An 18,258-nucleotide genomic window follows, 5' to 3' on the forward strand; every position below is an offset into this window, starting at 1 on the left:
TGATACCAATCCTTTTTGCTAATTTTCATGCACATCTCCAACTTTACCATAAAAGTGTATGAAATTCACGTCATCTCCATTTATTCAAAAGAATAAAAAAGGAATCATTATCGGCTCTGTAGCGGTCATTCTCATCGGCCTTGCCTCGCTCTTCTTTTTCAAAAAAGAAAGACCAAAAGACTACAATCAGGCTTATTCCAAATACATAGAAGCCTATACCTCAGGAACAGTTTCCAAGAAAAGTTATGTCAGGCTCCATCTGGCCAGTCAGGTGAAAACCATGAGTGATATCGGCGTGGCCGATTCCAGGGACCTGTTCAGCTTCTCCCCTTCTGTAAAAGGAAAAACTTACTGGATCGATTCCCAAACGCTGGAATTCAGACCCGATGAGCCTTTGAAACCCGGAGAAGATTACGAAGCGACCTTCAACCTGAACAAGGTGACAGAAACGGAAAAGGGCCTGGAAGAATTTGAATTCAACTTCAGGGTCATCAATCCGGGACTAAGCCTGAGTCAGAATGGACTGGTCTCTCAGAACAATACTTCCCTTGATTATATGAAATTAAGCGGAGAAGTACTGACCTCCGATCAGGAAGATCCGAAGCAGATTGAAAAAGCCTTAAAAATAGATTTCCCGCAGTCCTTAAAGGTGAAATGGCAGCACAACCCTGCAAAAAACATTTCTACTTTTACCGTAGACAGCATTAAGAAAACAAAATCCGACAACCCGCTAAAGCTCATCTGGTCTGGTGATCCGATCGATGCACCGGGTAAAGGAGAAGAAGTATTGGAAGTTCCTGCGCAGGGTGTCTTCAAAATTCTGAACATGAAAGCCATACAGGATCTGGAAGATTTTGCACTCGTTCAGTTCTCTGAGCCAGTCAACGTTGCCCAGGACCTGAACGGACTCATCTCCCTTGCCCAATTGACGGACCTCAGGTTTACCATAGATGCCAGTCAGGTGAAGGTTTATTCGGCAGAAACACTGGAAGGAAATTATGCCTTTACTGCAAACGAAGGGGTTGAAAATATCAACAGTGTTAAATTATCCGCTGCGAAAACAGCGAATATTGTTTTTGAGAATAAACTACCTTCGGTTACCATTGCCGGAAGCGGAAGCATCCTCCCTACTTCGGGGAAACTGGTCTTACCCTTTGAAGCGGTCAACCTAAAAGCAGTGGATGTGACGGTGATCAAGATCTATGAGGACAATATCCCCCAGTTTTTCCAGACCAATAATTATAAAGACGGACAGGAACTTCGCCGTGTAGGGAAACCTATCGTGCAGAAAACCATCCGGCTGGATGAAGATAAAGCGCTGGATCTGCATAAGAAAAACCGTTTCACCCTGGATCTGGATAAGATCATAAGGACAGAACCTGGTGCGATGTATCGTGTCACTGTTGGTTTCAGAAGAGAATATAATGTCTTTAAATGCGTGGAAGCCAATGCAGAAAATGGTGATGTTTCAGAAGAAGGTGACGGTGAATATAGTGGTTACGGAGAGAAGATCGATGAAGATGATGATTTCTGGAGCCGTTACAACAACAATTACCCCAACAATTACCGTTGGGAAGACCGGGATAATCCTTGTACGCCCTCCTATTATACCAGTGAACGCTGGGCGAGCAGGAACCTGATTGCTTCCAATATTGGTTTGATTGCCAAACGAGGCAATGACAACAGCATGATGATCATTGCGACAGATCTGTTAACGGCAAAAACATTGAGCGGCGTTACCTTAGAATTGCTGGATTACCAGAAACAGGTGATTCATACCGTAAAAACGGATGGTGATGGAATGGCTTCATTTGACCTTAAAAAGAAACCTTTCCTATTGATCGCCAAAAATGGCGATGAGCGTGGTTACCTGAAACTGGACGATGGAAGTTCCCTTCCGTTAAGCAGGTTTGATGTAGGTGGAGATGTGGTGCAAAACGGTTTAAAAGGATTCATCTACGGAGAACGTGGCGTTTGGCGTCCCGGAGATTCGGTGTTCCTTTCTTTCATTCTGGAAGATAAACTGAAAAAACTACCTGGTGGTTATCCGGTTACTTTCGAGTTTTACAATCCACAGGGGCAGCTTGTTAAGAGAGCAATCAATGGAAAACCTTTAAATGGATTCTATGCCTTCAGAACGGCTACCGAAAGCACAGCACCGACCGGAAACTGGCTGGCGAAAGTGAAAGCTGGTGGAGCAACCTTCTCTAAAACCATTAAGATTGAAACGGTAATGCCAAACCGTTTAAAGATCAATTTTGACTATGGCAACCGTCCTTATCTCGGTGTCGGAAACGGAGCTGCAGCCTCCCTTACTGCCACCTGGTTATTTGGGGCACCGGGCAAGCACCTGAAAGCGAAAGTCGATGTGAGCTTGAATACCATGCAAACGACCTTTAAGGGCTTTGAAAACTATAGTTTTGACAACCCAACCGTTTCGTTCCAGTCGCAGGTGAAAACGATTTTCGAAGGAACCTTAAATGAAAACGGAACTGCTGCAGTAAGCACGAATTTAAGTGAGAACAATACTGCCCCGGGAATGTTGAAAGCCAATTTTGCGATTAAAGTATTCGAAGCCGGTGGTAATTTCAGCATCGACAATTTCAGCATCCCTTACCATGTGTATTCGGACTATTACGGCATTAAAGCGCCGGAAGGAGACCGTTTGAGTGGAATGCTGCTCACTGGTCAGGACCATAAAATAGACATTGTCAATGTCAACAGAGATGGAAAACTGCTGGGCGGATCAAAATCTGTAGATGTAGAATTGTATAAAGTACAATGGCGTTGGTGGTGGGAACAGGACAATGAGAATTCCTTTGCCAATTTCACGCAGAACTCTTATAATAAGCTGATCAAAAAAGAAACCGTTCAGATCAGCGGTGGTAAAGCGAGCTGGAACCTGAGGGTCGAAGAACCGGAATGGGGTCGTTACATGATCCTGGTCAGAGACCATAATGGAGGCCATGTTTCCGGTAAATCGGTCTATATCGATTGGCCGGGATGGGCACAACGCGAACAAAACAGTAATCCTACGGAAGCATCCATGCTTTCTTTCACCGCCAACAAAACCAAATTTAAAGTAGGTGAAGAAATTGTGTTGACCATCCCTTCGGGAAAAGATGGACGGGCATTGATTTCAATTGAAAACGGAAGTAAAGTATTAAAGACTTTCTGGACGGATACTAAAGCGGGACAAACACAATTTAAGTTTAAAGCCGAAAAGAACATGGCGCCGAATGTGTTCGCCAATGTAACCTTATTACAACCACATGCACAAACGCTGAACGACCTTCCTATCCGGATGTATGGTGCCATTCCTTTGCTCATTGAGGATCCGGAAACGATCTTAAAGCCAGTGATCAAAATGGCTGATAAGCTGAAACCGGAAACGGAAAGCAACATTACCGTAACGGAACAAAATGGAAAAGCGATGACCTATACCATTGCCATTGTAGATGAAGGTTTGCTCGATCTGACCAGATTTAAAACCCCTGATCCTCATGGCATCTTTTATGCCCGTGAAGGTTTAGGCGTAAAGACATGGGACTTATTTGATTATGTGCTTGGTGCCTGGGGCGGGAATCTGGAAAGAATCCTGAGCATTGGTGGTGATGGAAGCATCAACAAGAACCTCAGTCCGGCAAAAGCAAACAGGTTTGTGCCTGTAGTGAAATACCTGGGCCCTTTTGCGCTTTCCAAAGGTGCAAGCAACACCCATAAATTTAAACTGCCTCAATATATTGGCGCCGTAAGGGCGATGGTTGTGGCCGGTCAGGATGGGGCTTATGGTTTCGCAGAGAAAAGTGTGCAGGTGAAAAAACCGCTGATGTTACTGGCTACCTTACCAAGGGTAATCGGCCCGGGAGAAAGCTTCACCCTCCCTGCAACGGTATTTGCGACAGAAAAGAACCTTAAAAACGTCACCCTACAATTGCAATCTGCGAATTTGGAAGTGATCGGCAGCAAAACACAACAGCTGACTTTCAAACAACCAGGAGAGCAAATGGCTTACTTTGAGATCAAAGTTCCGGAAATGACGGGTATTGCCAAGGTAAAACTGGTGGCACAGAGTGGTGCAGAGAAAACGGCATACGACGTAGAACTGGACATCAGAAATCCTAATCCATATGTCACCAATGTGGTTCCTATTGTGATTGAACCGGGTAAAAACTGGGGTACCGCTTACCAACCTGTAGGAATGGCGGGAACGAATACCGGAAGTCTGGAACTCTCTACCATCCCTCCGATCAACCTTAAAAAGCGGTTGAGCTACCTGATGCAATATCCGCATGGTTGCGTAGAACAAACCACCTCAGGGGTATTCCCTCAGTTGTTCCTGAATAAGTTAACACCGCTTACAGAGCGGCAGAAAGTAACGACAGAAAGAAACCTGAAAGCAGGAATCAATAAATTACGTGGCTTCCAGACCGGAGATGGTGGTTTAGGCTACTGGCCAGGTGCAGGAACTTCCGACGAATGGGGAAGTAATTATGCAGGACACTTCCTGGTAGAAGCACAAAATGCAGGTTATACCCTTCCGGTTGGCATGCTGGATGAATTGTTGCGCTACCTGAAAGGTAAAGCGGCAAACTGGGCACCAAACAGCACCAATTTCTATGGTGGTGACCTGTCTCAGTCTTACCGTCTATATGTGCTTGCACTCGCTAAAAGACCGGAAATGGCTGCGATGAACAGATTAAAGGCCTTCCAATACTTGTCGGAAACCGCGAAATGGCGACTGGCAGCGGCTTATAAGCTGGCCGGACAAGCGGATGCGGCAAATGGTCTGATCAAAGGACTGGCCACAGAAGTGAAGCCTTATAACCAAATGGGTGGAACCTATGGTTCTGATGTCCGCGATCAGGCGATGATCCTGGAAACCTTAACCCTTCTTGGCCGTAAAGCGGCAGCAGCACAGCTGATCCAGCCACTGGCGGCGAAGTTGGGCAGAGACGATTGGTACAGCACACAAACCACAGCTTACAGTTTACTGGCGATTGCCAAGTTCTGTGGCGCAAATACGGCTTCAAATACGCTGAAATACAATTATAAGATCGATGGAAAAAGCGGAACCACCAATTCCACTCAGTTCATGAACATTACCGACTTAACCTTTAAAGGAGGAAACAGTGTATCGATCAGCAATACCGGCGACCGTGTACTGTTTGGACGTCTGATCCTTCAGGGACAACCTTCCGCCGGACAAAACAACTTCCTGCCGAACAACGCAGAAGCTTTGGAAATGAACATCGATTATAAATTATTAAACGGAAAATCATTGGATCCATCTACCTTAAAACAAGGAACGGATTTCTATGCAGAGGTGACGATCAAAAACCCGGGAAGAATGGGTTATTACGAGCAAATGGCATTGACGCAGATCTTCCCTTCCGGCTGGGAGATCATCAATAACAGGATCAACGACAGCGAGAGTGCTGTTGCTTCTTCGCCATATACGTATAGAGACATCAGAGATGACCGTGTGTTCACTTATTTCAACCTGAGGGAGAATGAGACCGTAATTTATAAAGTGCTGTTAAACGCCTCTTATATCGGTCGCTATTACCTTTCAGCGGTTCAGTGTGAAGCGATGTATAACAATAATATTAGTGCAACTACGGCAGGGAAATGGGTGCAGGTAATTAAGTAGCATGTTTAAAAAGTTCAGTTACGAACCAAAACTGGTGTTCAGCGATGTGATTTGCGTCTTATTGTTGTGCTGGTTTTGGTTCCTTTTGCCATCAAAATTATTCTTAAATCCTACCTCTTATGTGGTAGAAGCTTCCAATGGGGAATTGTTGAGCGCCGCGATTGCGAAAGACGGGCAATGGCGTTTTCCTGTGGCAGATACCATTCCGCAGAAGTTTCAGCAATGTATTGTCGCCTTTGAGGACAAACGTTTCTTTACCCATCCGGGGATAGATTTTCTGGCGATTGCAAGGGCGATGCGCCAGAACCTGAAGGCTAAAAGTGTGGTGAGTGGTGGCAGTACTTTGACGATGCAGGTCATCCGCCTGTCGCGAAGAGAAAGCCGCACCTTTTGGCAGAAACTGATTGAAGTGATCCTTGCTTTTCGGCTGGAACTGACCCATTCCAAAACAGAGATCCTGAAGCTATATGCCGCAAACGCGCCTTTTGGCAGTAATGTGGTTGGCCTGGAAGCGGCTTCCTGGCGGTACTTCGGCCGAAGTGCCGGAAGCTTGTCGTGGGGAGAAATGGCGACCCTGGCGGTTCTTCCAAACAGTCCCTCCCTGGTTCATCCTGGAAAAAACTCCGCAAAGCTGATCAAAAAGAGAAACGACCTGCTGGATAAAATTGCCGGATTAAAAATGATAGACCAGGAAACGGCCAATCTTTCCAAGCTGGAACCCATTCCCGGCAAGCCTCAGCAATTGCCTCAAAATGCCCCTCACCTGCTCAACCGCTTTAAAACAGAACAAAAGGTCTTAAAAAACAATACCACAAGTCTGAGGTCTACCCTGGATTTTGACCTTCAGCTGAAACTAAATGCCTTACTGAAACGCTATAACAACCGGTATCGGGCTAACGACATCAATAACATCGCGGCATTGGTGCTGGATGTCAAAAACGGAACTGTACTGAGCTATGTTGGGAACATTTATCAACCGGAAAATAAAGAACTGGAAAGTCATGTAGACATGATTAAAGCGCCCAGAAGTCCGGGCAGTACCTTAAAACCTTTGCTCTATGCCAGTATGCTGAACGATGGTTTTATCCTGCCACGAACGCTGATTCCTGATGTTCCTACGCAAATCAATGGTTATTCCCCTCAGAATTATGATTTGGGTTACGATGGCGCGATTCCCGCAGACCGCGCCTTAAGCCGTTCATTGAACATTCCGGCAGTAAAAATGCTGCAGAGTTATAAATACCAGCGTTTTTATGATAAGCTCAAGAAGATGGGCATCAGTACCCTGAACCAACCTGCAGATCATTATGGTTTGTCGCTTATTCTGGGCGGTAGTGAAGTTACGATGTGGGATCTGGCCAAAACGTATATGGGCATGGCAAGGACACTGAATCACTTTAATGAGTACGAAGGAAAATATAATCCTCATGATTATGATGCCCCCGGTTATGTGAAAGCAAAACGTGATGAGCGTTTCGATACTTACGAAACACAGCTGACCTCTACCATTGACTACGGTTCGATCTGGAATACATTTAATGCCATGGAAGAGCTCATGAGGCCTGGTGAAGAAGGACTTTGGGAACAGTTCTCCTCTTCACAAAGGGTGGCCTGGAAAACCGGAACAAGCTTTGGCTTCCGGGATGCCTGGGCGATTGGACTGACGGCACAATATGTGGTCTGTGTCTGGGTGGGCAATGCCGATGGCGAAGGCCGTCCCGGTTTAACAGGTGTTGATGTTGCCGCTCCGGTGCTTTTTGACATCTTCCGTCAGCTGCCAAACGGCAAATGGTTCCAGACGCCTAAACATCAGCTCCGCAAAATGAAAGTTTGTAAACAGAGCGGCTATAAAGCCGGCGAATATTGCCGGGAAACCTTAGAAGAACTGGTATCCCCTTCCGGAGAAAAAACAGGGCTATGTCCATACCATAAGCTCATCCACCTGGACCGTACTGCCAGTTACAGGGTCACTGATCAATGTGAATCTACGGCAATGATGGTTCATCAGCCCTGGTTCGTCCTTCCGCCGGCAATGGAGTATTATTATAAAATCAAAAACAGCGATTATAAGATGTTGCCTCCTTTTAAACCGGGTTGTACGGATGCTGGCAGCAATTACGTCATGGAAATGATCTATCCAAAGAACAATGCCAGCGTTTACATTCCGGTAGAATTTGATGGAAGCAGAGGAAAGGTGGTGTTAAATGCGACACACCGCAATAGCAATGCAAAGATCTACTGGCATATTGACAATGAGTATGTAGCCACGACTAAAACGTATCACCAGTTGGCGGTAAGTCCTCCGGCAGGAAAACATACCCTGACACTGGTTGATGAAAATGGAGAAAGACTAACGCAGAGTTTTACGGTGCTGGATAAAGAGAAAGGAAAGCATTAATCGTTTTTCAGCAGCTTGCGTTCCACCGCACCCATCGTAATCAGGTATTGTGCCGCCATATAGGTCGCCATGATCAATACCCCTGCAAAGTCGAAACCCTTCACAAATTTGTTATAGGCAAGAATGGAATCCGATAAGAGAAAACACAGGGCGCCAAAAAGAATGAGGTTAAAGCTGAGGGTATTCACGCGTTGATTCCGGAATGCTGCCATCATCATCATCATGCTGATCACGAAGGTATAGATCATTACCGGAAGTTTCATTCCGCCTAAATGCGGACGTAAATAAAAGTAAAAAGTAATGCTGAAGAGCGCACATAAGATGATTGCAATCCTCGCTCCTTTCTTATCCAGTTCCTGCGCAGAGCGGAAATCCAGGTAAAATGCGCTAATGTAAAAAATATGGCAGATTAAAAAAGCCACCAGGCCATACATGAAATATGCAGGGTCCTGCCAGGCCAGCATCAGCAGGGCATCCCCCGCCAGGGCGAAGATCAGTCCGGTAAACAGGCGTTTATGAAACCTGCCCTTTAGCCCGGTTTGGGTGTAGAGCATCAGCAACAGCGAAAGCACAATACAAGGCTTAATCACATACCTCAGGGTACTCAATTCATTAAATTCTGCATAGATCTGCAGGATAAAAATCAGCGCAAATAACAGGTTAAACTTCAGGTATTTCTTCAGCATCTACATTCTTTGTTTGAAGGTTATAAAACCAGACCGCCGAGCAGATGTTCAGGCCAGAAAATATGACCTGATAACCTATCGGGAAATCCAACAGCAAAACTATTAAAATCCCCAATACCAAACGTGCATATTCGAATTTAACCTTCCATTTCTTTTCTTCCAGCAAGGCGCCACAGGTCAGTAAGGTTAAGATCACGAAGGTTGCTCCACTGATCAGGGCCGGAGAAGGAAGGCTGCTGTGTAAAAAAAGGATGGCTGAACCGGCAATGAGGCCTACAACGAACTGGACAAGCACATAACCGGTCAGCTGCTGATGGTATTGCGGATCATACTTTTTATACACTAAAGGATCGATTTCCGGGGCGGATTTAAATCCACCTAAATGCGCGGGAAACCATCCTGGTGGTTTAAGGAAGACATTGATCTTATCAGCCCACCGCGGGCTTTGCCGGGCAGTTTTTAACAGTTCATCCCAGTAATGAACATTGGCCCAAAGCGGATTCCAGCTGGCCAATGGCGTGGTAATTCCATAATACACCTCTTCTTCCTCCTTCTGGAAAGTACCGAACAGGCGGTCCCAGATGATCAGCGTTCCGGCATGGTTCCGGTCGATATATTTTGGATTGGAGCCATGATGGACGCGGTGATGGGAAGGGGTATTTAAGATCCATTCCAATGGGCCCATACTTTTGATGGCGCGGGTATGAATCCAGAACTGATATAAAGTGTTAAATGAGCTTAGCGTGAGAAACATGATCGGATCGAAACCCACCAGTGCCAGTGGCAGGTAGAACACCCAGGAAAACCAGCCCTGAAACCAGGATTGTCTCAAGGCCACAGTCAGGTTGTACTCTTCAGATTGATGGTGTACAATATGTGCTGCCCATAAGGCATTCACCTGATGGCTCATCCGGTGGAACCAGTAATAGAAAAAATCAACACCAATAAAAAGGATGATCCAGATCCAGATGGATTGCGGCAGGTCAAGTAACCTCCAGTTTTCAAAGATGTATTTATAGCCGAAGAATAAAGCCGTTTTCATGAAAATACCCGTGAGCTGTTGCCCGATTCCCTGACTCAGGTTAGCGATAGAATCGTTGAACCGGTAATAGTTCAGTTTCTTGTAGAAGTTCCAGGCCAGTTCTATCCCTATGAGGATGAAAAATACAGGGACGGATAAAGCAATGTAATCTACTTTCATTTTACTAATTTAATAAAAATGACGGTAAATACGGCCTGCAAGACAGGGCCAAAGGAAACAAAATCAGCCTTAAGGTGTTGTTAGAAAAAAGGCTCAAATGAACAACGATATCCCAAAACAGGAAGAAGGATCAGAAATGGATGTTTTTGAAAAAACAACATTTAAAGATGAAGCAGCAGCAAAAGAATTTTATGCATTGGCAAGGACAAGGTTACTCGAAGTTTTCAATTGGGATGAGCTTTGTGGCTTCGCCTCGGCAACATTTACATTGACGGATGCTTCCGGTAAGGAAGTTCGGCGTGAGGCCAGGGAAGGTGATCATTTTAAAATCAACATACCTGGTCCCGGAACGACTACCGGAGATGGTTTTGACTGGGTAGTGGTAGAACTGATCAGGGAAGAGCAGTCTGCAGAGGGACAATCGCTCGTGATGCGGGCAAGGCCAACAGCCAACCCCTTACATCCGGATCCGGAAACCGCACATTTTTTCAAAGATAAAGCAACCTCCACCTTTAAAGTTTTCAGAAAGGGACTTGAAGTGCATGCAGAAGTTCATGGGCGTAACGAAGTTCCCAATTCAGACAGTGCGGTATTGATCAATAACGTCAGGAATGTATTGGTTGGATGGAGTGCTAAGATTGGATTCTCTTATCCACAGTGGAAAAGTCTGGTTACCGCATTGGTAAACCAGGATTGATTTTTATCCAGATAAAAAAGCAGCAAATAGGATATAAGTCATATTTGCTGCCCTATATGGATTGATCTATAAAAATAGCATCTTAAACTGTAATAAGAAAAAAGCTATTAATAGCTTTTCTCTGTACGGTTGTTGCGTTTAAAGCCACCACCGCCTCCGGCGCCACCAGTACCTGGTTTTTCCTGAGCTTCAGCAACTTTAATTCGATTACCGTTATAATCGCCACCGTTCATGCGTTTGATCGCTTCTTTTGCCTCTTCTTCTACCGGCATTTCCACAAAACCAAAACCACGACTTTGACCAGTCTCGCGATCTTTGATAATCCTAAGTGATTTTACTTGACCGAAATCACCAAATACGGCTGTTAATTCATCTTCCCCTACTTCTAACGGAAGGCCTGTAATAAATATCTTCATTAATGTTTAAAAATTTGCACAAAGTTAAGCATTTTTAGCTTAAATTCCAATGCTAGTGTCAGTTATAAGTATAATTATCAATTTAATCTTCAAAACAACCAGCAGGCCTTTTTTGTTTTAGTTACGATATTTTTTTTTGAAAAAAAGATCAGACTTAAATCTGTGACCTCTTTTAATTCATTCCTTTGTTTTCCATCCATCCTCATAAAGGCTTGTTCCTTTGGCTCAACCTACTCAGTATGTGGCCACAAGCCTCAGCCCTGATATCGCGGGAATTTACCGGAGGCATTTGCAGTTTAAAGGATATAAATCAAGGATATTTCTTTTAAATGTTAAAATCTTTGGTTAATCTTACTCCTGAATTGTTGCTGATTTCAAAAAAAATATATGAAATTTTGCGCTGGCGCTCTCCTTCTTTTGCTCTTTTTAGGTGGAAATTTTGCTTATTCGAGCCCTTATAAACTAATCCCTCCTAAAACCGGAAGCATTTTTATGCTGGAAGACCGGAACATTGATCTCGGGCCTGAGGCCGCATATGCTAAATATATCGCCGGGGGTTTCCGGGCCTGGAAAGGTCATCAATATAATGCAGGATTTACAAGATCGGTGTATTGGCTGCTGCTCGATGTTCCTCCCAATCCGGACAGTTTGTTTTTTGTTCTCGGGGATGCCCACCTGAATGATGTGAGGTTCTATGAACTCGCTTCCGGAAAGCCAGCCCTGAAATACCAGACCGGAGATCATTTTAAGTTTAAACAAAGGCCTGTTCCCTGCAGGTTATTCGTTTTTCCCCTGATTTCCGGCTCCATTCCGGGAATTGCTCCTATCCGGAATAGCCGTTATCTGATTCGCATAGATAAACACAATGAGTCTCTTCAGATGAGTACGGAAATATTAACCCGGGCCAGCTTCTATGCCAAGCAGGCAAAATACAACCTGATCAACGGCATCCTGTCCGGAGCAGTAATGGTCCTCCTCCTCTTCGGTTTGTTTCTTTTTATCACCGTAAAGGACCGGTTGTACCTATACTATATCTTATATGTACTGTTAATCTGTTTATGGATCATTGCCGACAAAGGCTACGGTTATCAATACCTATGGCCAGACACTGTTTATTTTGCCAGTCGCTCGCGTCCGGTTTTTAATTGTCTGATGAATTTTGTCTTGCTTCATTTTATGCAGGCTTTTATCGGACAAACAAAGGCCAGCAAACTCTTCCTGCCCATCCTCGTTTTAAAAATCAGTTTTATCTTTTTAGCCTTATTATTCCTGGTTCCGGTAAGCCCTCCTGGTTACGCCAACCTGACCTATCCGATGTTGGTGCTGATGCTAAGCCTTGGCCTCTTTACCTGTATCTTTATCTTCGCAAGTGTCATCCAAAAAATCAAAGCTGGAAATAAACAAGCCTGGTTTTACCTGATTGCGATATCTCCACTGGTTTTCTTCGGACTGGCAGAATTATTTATTCATGCCGGCTCAAAAGAAGTCAGCAATTCTTACCTGTCGGCCTTTGGAATACAAACAGGATTGATCCTGGAAGCCATTATTTTAACTTTTGGACTTGCACAACGTTTCAACAGCTATCGCCTGGAGCGGGAAGCGCTCCTGCAGGCCATAAATATCAAGCAGCAGGAAATCACTGCAGGCTTTATCGATACCCAGGAACAAGAGCGACGAAAAATTTCAGATCAGTTGCACGATGATGTTGGTAGTATGCTTTCCATCGCCACCTGGCAGATTTCTTCGGTACTGACCGGCGAAGGATATGTGAAGGAAAGTGCGAAAGAAAAACTGGAAGAAGCAGAAGAAGTCCTGAAAAATGTTGCTCAGGCCATCCGGACCTTAGGCCATACGCTTAGCCCCTGGGGCATTCAGAAATACGGCATGAACAAAGTATTGACAGACCTGGTCTATCAAATCAACCTTTCCGAAAAAACCGCATTGGAATATGCCATCATTGGATTCGAATCCTGCGGGCACTATCCCATTCCTTTTTTAAACGACATTTACAGGATCATTCAGGAGCTGCTCACGAACATTATTAAACATGCCTGTGCGAGCAATGCTTACCTGGAAGTGGTCGAACATAGCGACCATGTCAACATCATCGTCGAAGACAACGGTAAGGGCATAGAATTTCCCTTTTCCCAAACCTCATCGGGAATCGGACTGGACAGTATCCGTTCCAAAATTGCCTATTTTAATGGAAAGATGGAGATCCGGAGGAAATCTGAACATGGAACCATTGTGGTTATTGAAATCCCCTTTACGACAACTTCGATTTAAACAGGTCAATGGTCCTTCCCCATGCCAGCTTCGCAGCAGCTTCATTGTACCTTGTCGGAGAGGTGTCGTTGTTGAAAGCGTGATTCACTCCTTCATATATAAACAACTGATATGGGATGTGATGAAGTTTTAATGCGGCTTCGTAGGCAGGGATTCCAGCATTGATTCTTTCATCGAGTCCGGCATAATGCAGGAGGATATTTGCTTTGATCTTTCCTACGTCTTCGGTTTTTGCCTGTGCTCCGTAATAAGCTACGGCGGCCAGAAGCTCAGGGTCATTTACCGCCAGCTTATTGGCCATCCCTCCACCCCAGCAAAAGCCTACACAACCTACTTTTCCATTTCCGTCTTTATGTTTTCTTAAATAATCCAATCCTTTGAGGTAGTTCTGAAGATTTTTATCCGGATCCAGCTGACCGATCAGCTCCCTTGCTTTGTCTTCATCGGCAGGCGTGCCCCCAAAAGGAGACAGTGCGTCTACTCCTATGGCTAAAAAGCCTGCAGCAGCGACTCTTTTTGTGACCGCTATTGTATGTGGATTTAAACCGCGGTTCTCATGAATGACCAATACTGCTCCTAAATGCTTTTTTCCTTTTGGTTTGGCCAGGAAAGCTTTCATTTCGCCTTCTACCCCTGGATAGGTAATGTTTTCCAGGCTAAGGTTTTCCTTATCGGTTTCCGCTGCAGCAACATAGTTGTTTTCCAATAATGGAAGAACGGTTAAGGCCATTGCTGTGCCTCCGGTGAGAACGGCAAGTTTCTTTAAAAAGTCTTTTCTGCTGATGCCGCTATGGGTATATTCATCGTAAAGGTTGATAATGCGCTGATCCATAATTAAAGGTTTAAATGGGCTAAATCTATAGCAAGATAAGCATTATTTTGCGACAAGAAACCGACAGACGCATTATACGGCGCTGACCCTAAGAAAATTACTGTAAAATATTCTAGTTTTTTGGTAGAAATTTCCTGGTAATATGTTAAATTGGTTTAATGTTTGTAAAGCCTACAGAAAAATAAATTAAGAAGCATTTATAAAACAGCGTATCAAAAAAGAAAACCATGAAAAAACTACTTTCATTATTAACCATCCTGAGCTTCTGTGTGAGTTTAGGCATGGCACAAACAGCTCAGCCTGCACAAGCTGTTGCGACTCAAAAACAAAAGGCCAAAAAAGAAGTAAGCAAAGCAACAGCCGACGCGAAAAAAGAAGCTGCAGCAGCAAAAAAAGAGGCAGCAGCCGCGAAGAAAGCCGCAAAAGCGGATGCTAAAAAAGCAGCAGACCAGGCAGCATCTGCAGGTGCAAAACTTAAAAAAGACGGTACCCCTGACAAACGTTACGCGAATGCAAAAGATGCAGCTGCTGAAGCTCCGAAAAAAGCAGCCACAAAAGCTGCAGCTAAAAAGGACGAAGTAGTAAAAGAAGTGAAAGCAAGTGCTACTCCAGGACTGAAAAAAGATGGTACACCGGATAAGCGTTATACCGCTAATAAAGAAAAAGCCGAAGCAGCAGTAAAAGAAACCAAAGCCAGAGCAACTCAGGTAAAAAGAGAAGCAACGACGACCGTAACGCCGAAAGATTATAAGCCAACAGTTGACAGAAGCCTGAAAGGACCAAACGGAGAAGAAATTTTAACCGGTCCGCGTGGTGGAAAATATTACATCAATAAAAACGGAAACAAAACTTATGTAAAAAGAGAAGGTTAATCTTCTTTCGTTCCATAAAAAAAGGCGACCCGGTAATTAACCTGATCGCCTTTTTTAGGTGTTAAGTATTCGGTTTTATCTCTCTCCTACTTTATAAACACTGAATTTGTTGTTTCTGATCGGTTGTCCTTTGATAGATAAAGATTCTCCTTTATGATCTCTGGTCGCTTTAATTACGAAAGGCTCGGCTGTTTTCTGAGCAAGTTCAAAAGCAATCTTCAGTCTGTCGATAAAAGTATCTGCGGAAACACTCCATTTTTTATCGTTATACCAGAAGTAGGCAAAAATGTTTCTTGTTCCTCCTTTTAGCTTTCCATCTAACCTGATGTAGGCGATATTTTCCTGCTTTAATGGCTCAACAGCTTTTTGGTAAAATTCTGTAAAATTCTCGAACGTCGGTATGGTATTAATAGTACTCATCTAATCTTTTTTTCAAAAATACACAAAATCTTTAAATCAGTCAGATTCGGGCTCATTTATCCGAGTACAGCATGCTCGTTTTTAAATTTAATGCGGTGAATTATAATGCTTTTTTAAAATTCACTTTATTTTTTGGTATCAATATTGTATACTTGGTTGACAATTGATGTGGAGGCTTTCTACTTTGTTAAGGTTAAAACCTAGAGAAATTATAAGAAAATTGTAATTTTTGTTTTAAAAAGTAATATATTCAAACTTGGATGACCTCAAGTTTTGTTTTCTGTGTTTATGATCTTAGATTTGATAAGTTTTTTTGTATTTGACAAATTTGTCAAACTAACAAGCTAAACCCAGGGTGAGATTATTAAATACAGAGCTAATAATTTCTCAACGAAAACACAACACATCAACAAAAGCTCAGTGATCTAAACATACAGTACTAGCATGCGCAAAAAATTACACGATAGGATAGCCGCTTTTAAAGACGCTACAGCAATCAAGGAAAAAGGCTTATACCCTTACTTTCGGGCCATAGAATCAGCACAGGACACTGAGGTGGTTATAGATGGAAAAAAGGTGCTGATGTTTGGCTCTAACTCCTATCTGGGATTGACAAACCACCCAAAAATTAAAGAAGCAGCAAAAGCTGCAATTGATAAGTACGGTACAGGCTGTGCCGGATCAAGATTCCTGAATGGGACGCTTGACATACATATAGAACTGGAAAGAAGGCTTGCAGCATACGTTGGTAAGGAAGCAGCAGTTCTTTTCAGTACAGGATTCCAGGTAAACCTGGGTGTGATTTCCTGTTTATTGGACAGAAACGATTACCTGATCCTGGATGAATATGACCATGCTTCGATCATTGATGGCAGCCGTCTTTCGTTTTCAAGGTCTATCAAATATGCCCACAATGACATGGATGATCTTCGCAAGAAGCTTAGTCGCTTACCGGAAGACTCCGCTAAACTCATCGTTGCCGATGGAATCTTCAGCATGGAAGGTGACCTGGTTAACTTACCTGAGATTGTTAAAATTGCAGAAGAGTTTGGTGCAAACATCATGATGGACGATGCCCATAGTTTAGGGGTAATTGGTTTTAATGGTTCAGGAACAGCTTCTCATTTCGGTCTTACAGATAAAGTAGACCTGATCATGGGTACCTTCTCCAAGTCTCTGGCTTCTTTGGGAGGTTTCATTGCAGGAACAGAAGAAACGATTGAATATGTAAAACACAGAGCCCGCTCTTTAATGTTCAGTGCAAGTATGCCACCTTCGGCAGTAGCGAGTGTAATTGCTGCTTTAGACATCATTGAATCAGAGCCGGAACGCATTGACCAGCTTTGGGCAAATACAAACCACGCTAAAAAACTATTGTTGGAGGCAGGTTTTGATATCGGCCATACCGATAGCCCGATCATCCCGGTATACATCAGGGACAATGATAAGACCTTTATGATTACCAATATCCTGAGCAATAACGGAATCTTTGTAAACCCGGTGGTTTCTCCGGCAGTCCCTTCGGATGCTTCCCTGATCAGATTCTCGTTAATGGCTACCCATACTTTCGCACAGATTGAAGAAGCCGTTGAAAAGATTGCATCAGCAGCCAAAGAAGTACAATTAAAACCTTCTCAGGTAGAAATATGAGAAACATTGTTGCGGTAAACGACAAGAAAAAACTAGCCGCTTTTATTGATTTCCCACATGATTTGCATAAAAATGATCCGAACTACGTTCCGGAATTATTTATTGCACAAAGTGATATGCTTACTCCTGGTAAGCATCCCTTTCATGAACATTCAACGTTACAATGTTTCCTTGCCTACGAAGGAGATAAAGTTGTAGGGAGAATTGCGGCCATTCAGAACAACAACCACAATAAGAAAAACAATACCACAGAAGGTCACTTTGGTTTCTTTGATTGCATCAATGATCAGGAAACAGCCGATCAGCTGATCGAAGTGGCAACAAAATGGCTGAAAGAAAGAAACATGACCAGCATGGTCGGTCCACTGAATTTCTCTACCAACGACATCTGTGCCTTATTAATTGAAGGTTTCGATGGTCCTCCGGTAGCCATGATGCCTTATAACCCACCCTATTACCTGCAGCTTTTAGAAAACGCAGGTTTTGCTAAAAAGGTAGATTTAAGGGCTTATAAATTTCTTGCCGGTGCGTACAATGACCGCTCTTTAAAACTGGCAGAAGCCATTCAGGAACGCCTGAAACGGAACAACATCATCATCAGAAAGATCAATATGAAAGATTTCTGGAATGAGGTAGTGAAAGTACGTGAGGTATATAACGCCGCATGGGACCATAATACAGGTTTTGTTCCGGCAACAGATAAGGAGTTCCATTACCTCGCCAAAGACCTCAAAATGATTGTCGACCCTGACTTTGTGTACATCGCAGAACAGGAAGGAAAAATGGTGGCGATCTCACTTTCCGTTCCAGACCTGAACCAGGCACTCATTAAAGTTAAAAGAGGTCGTTTGTTCCCATGGGGGCTGATCAAATTGCTATGGTATAAACGGAAAATCAAAGGCCTTAGAATTATGGCCCTTGGTGTGATGGACGGTTACCGTAAAATGGGAATCGAAGCCTGTCTGTACGGACTGACGATCAAAACCTTTCAGGAGAAAAAATTTGAATATGCAGAAGCTTCCTGGACTTTAGAACACAACACCATGGTAAACAGTGCCATTGAACAGATCAATGGCAAACTCTACCGGAAGTATAGAATTCTCGAAAAATCAATATAATCAAAGCGGTATCGGCATTCTGCTGATAC

12 protein-coding genes are annotated in these 18,258 nt (G+C 43.8%); 7 read left to right on the forward strand and 5 right to left on the reverse strand.

Annotated elements, in window-relative coordinates; all coding sequences use genetic code 11:
* Window positions 1-58 precede the first annotated feature (58 nt).
* Together AAFF35_RS15415 and pbpC are read left to right on the forward strand one after the other, a co-directional pair.
* On the forward strand, window positions 59-5,653 hold the full coding sequence (locus AAFF35_RS15415; RefSeq protein WP_342327411.1) for an MG2 domain-containing protein: 5,595 nt from the start codon (window positions 59-61) through the stop codon (window positions 5,651-5,653).
* 1 nt (window position 5,654) lies between these two features.
* The gene (pbpC, locus tag AAFF35_RS15420) at window positions 5,655-8,051 is read left to right on the forward strand and encodes a penicillin-binding protein 1C (protein WP_342327412.1); all 2,397 of its coding nucleotides are present in this window, start codon (window positions 5,655-5,657) and stop codon (window positions 8,049-8,051) included.
* Here pbpC and AAFF35_RS15425 read toward each other — a convergent pair.
* Together AAFF35_RS15425 and AAFF35_RS15430 are read right to left on the reverse strand one after the other, a co-directional pair.
* Complete coding sequence (locus AAFF35_RS15425) at window positions 8,048-8,737, reverse strand: lysoplasmalogenase (protein WP_342327413.1); 690 nt, start codon at window positions 8,735-8,737, stop codon at window positions 8,048-8,050. The two genes, pbpC and AAFF35_RS15425, sit on opposite strands and share 4 nt — an antisense overlap.
* The gene (locus AAFF35_RS15430) at window positions 8,712-9,938 is read right to left on the reverse strand and encodes a sterol desaturase family protein (RefSeq protein ID WP_342327414.1); all 1,227 of its coding nucleotides are present in this window, start codon (window positions 9,936-9,938) and stop codon (window positions 8,712-8,714) included. Before AAFF35_RS15430 ends, AAFF35_RS15425 begins: the two co-directional genes overlap by 26 nt.
* Window positions 9,939-10,035: 97 nt before the next feature.
* Between AAFF35_RS15430 and AAFF35_RS15435 the strand changes: the two genes are divergently transcribed.
* Window positions 10,036-10,635 (forward strand): hypothetical protein, encoded by a 600-nt coding sequence (locus AAFF35_RS15435; protein WP_342327415.1) that lies wholly within the window; start codon window positions 10,036-10,038, stop codon window positions 10,633-10,635.
* 107 nt (window positions 10,636-10,742) lie between these two features.
* On the opposite strand, the gene AAFF35_RS15440 is transcribed toward AAFF35_RS15435, so the two are convergent.
* Window positions 10,743-11,051, reverse strand: coding sequence for an RNA-binding protein (locus AAFF35_RS15440; protein ID WP_062548794.1), 309 nt, complete (start codon window positions 11,049-11,051; stop codon window positions 10,743-10,745).
* Between the two features lie 387 nt (window positions 11,052-11,438).
* Between AAFF35_RS15440 and AAFF35_RS15445 the strand changes: the two genes are divergently transcribed.
* A complete protein-coding gene (locus AAFF35_RS15445; RefSeq protein ID WP_342327416.1) occupies window positions 11,439-13,337 on the forward strand; it encodes a 7TM diverse intracellular signaling domain-containing protein in 1,899 nt (632 codons plus the stop codon).
* Here AAFF35_RS15445 and AAFF35_RS15450 read toward each other — a convergent pair.
* The gene (locus AAFF35_RS15450) at window positions 13,318-14,169 is read right to left on the reverse strand and encodes a dienelactone hydrolase family protein (protein ID WP_342327417.1); all 852 of its coding nucleotides are present in this window, start codon (window positions 14,167-14,169) and stop codon (window positions 13,318-13,320) included. The two genes, AAFF35_RS15445 and AAFF35_RS15450, sit on opposite strands and share 20 nt — an antisense overlap.
* Before the next feature lie 227 nt (window positions 14,170-14,396).
* On the opposite strand from AAFF35_RS15450, the gene AAFF35_RS15455 reads away from it, so the two are divergent.
* Window positions 14,397-15,041 (forward strand): hypothetical protein, encoded by a 645-nt coding sequence (locus AAFF35_RS15455; RefSeq protein WP_342327418.1) that lies wholly within the window; start codon window positions 14,397-14,399, stop codon window positions 15,039-15,041.
* Between the two features lie 75 nt (window positions 15,042-15,116).
* Here the strand turns inward: AAFF35_RS15455 and AAFF35_RS15460 are convergent, their stop codons facing one another.
* Window positions 15,117-15,461 (reverse strand): hypothetical protein, encoded by a 345-nt coding sequence (locus AAFF35_RS15460; protein WP_342327419.1) that lies wholly within the window; start codon window positions 15,459-15,461, stop codon window positions 15,117-15,119.
* Window positions 15,462-15,905: 444 nt separating this feature from the next.
* On the opposite strand from AAFF35_RS15460, the gene AAFF35_RS15465 reads away from it, so the two are divergent.
* Both AAFF35_RS15465 and AAFF35_RS15470 read left to right on the forward strand, forming a co-directional pair.
* Window positions 15,906-17,111 carry an aminotransferase class I/II-fold pyridoxal phosphate-dependent enzyme gene (locus tag AAFF35_RS15465; protein ID WP_342327420.1) on the forward strand — a complete coding sequence of 402 codons (1,206 nt, stop codon included), beginning with the start codon at window positions 15,906-15,908 and terminating at the stop codon, window positions 17,109-17,111.
* On the forward strand, window positions 17,108-18,229 hold the full coding sequence (locus tag AAFF35_RS15470) for a hypothetical protein (RefSeq protein WP_342327421.1): 1,122 nt from the start codon (window positions 17,108-17,110) through the stop codon (window positions 18,227-18,229). The genes AAFF35_RS15465 and AAFF35_RS15470 overlap by 4 nt, the downstream gene beginning before the upstream one ends.
* The last annotated feature ends 29 nt before the right edge of the window (window positions 18,230-18,258 follow it).

Origin of the sequence: Pedobacter sp. FW305-3-2-15-E-R2A2 (genome assembly GCF_038446955.1) — a bacterium.
Lineage (GTDB): Bacteria > Bacteroidota > Bacteroidia > Sphingobacteriales > Sphingobacteriaceae > Pedobacter.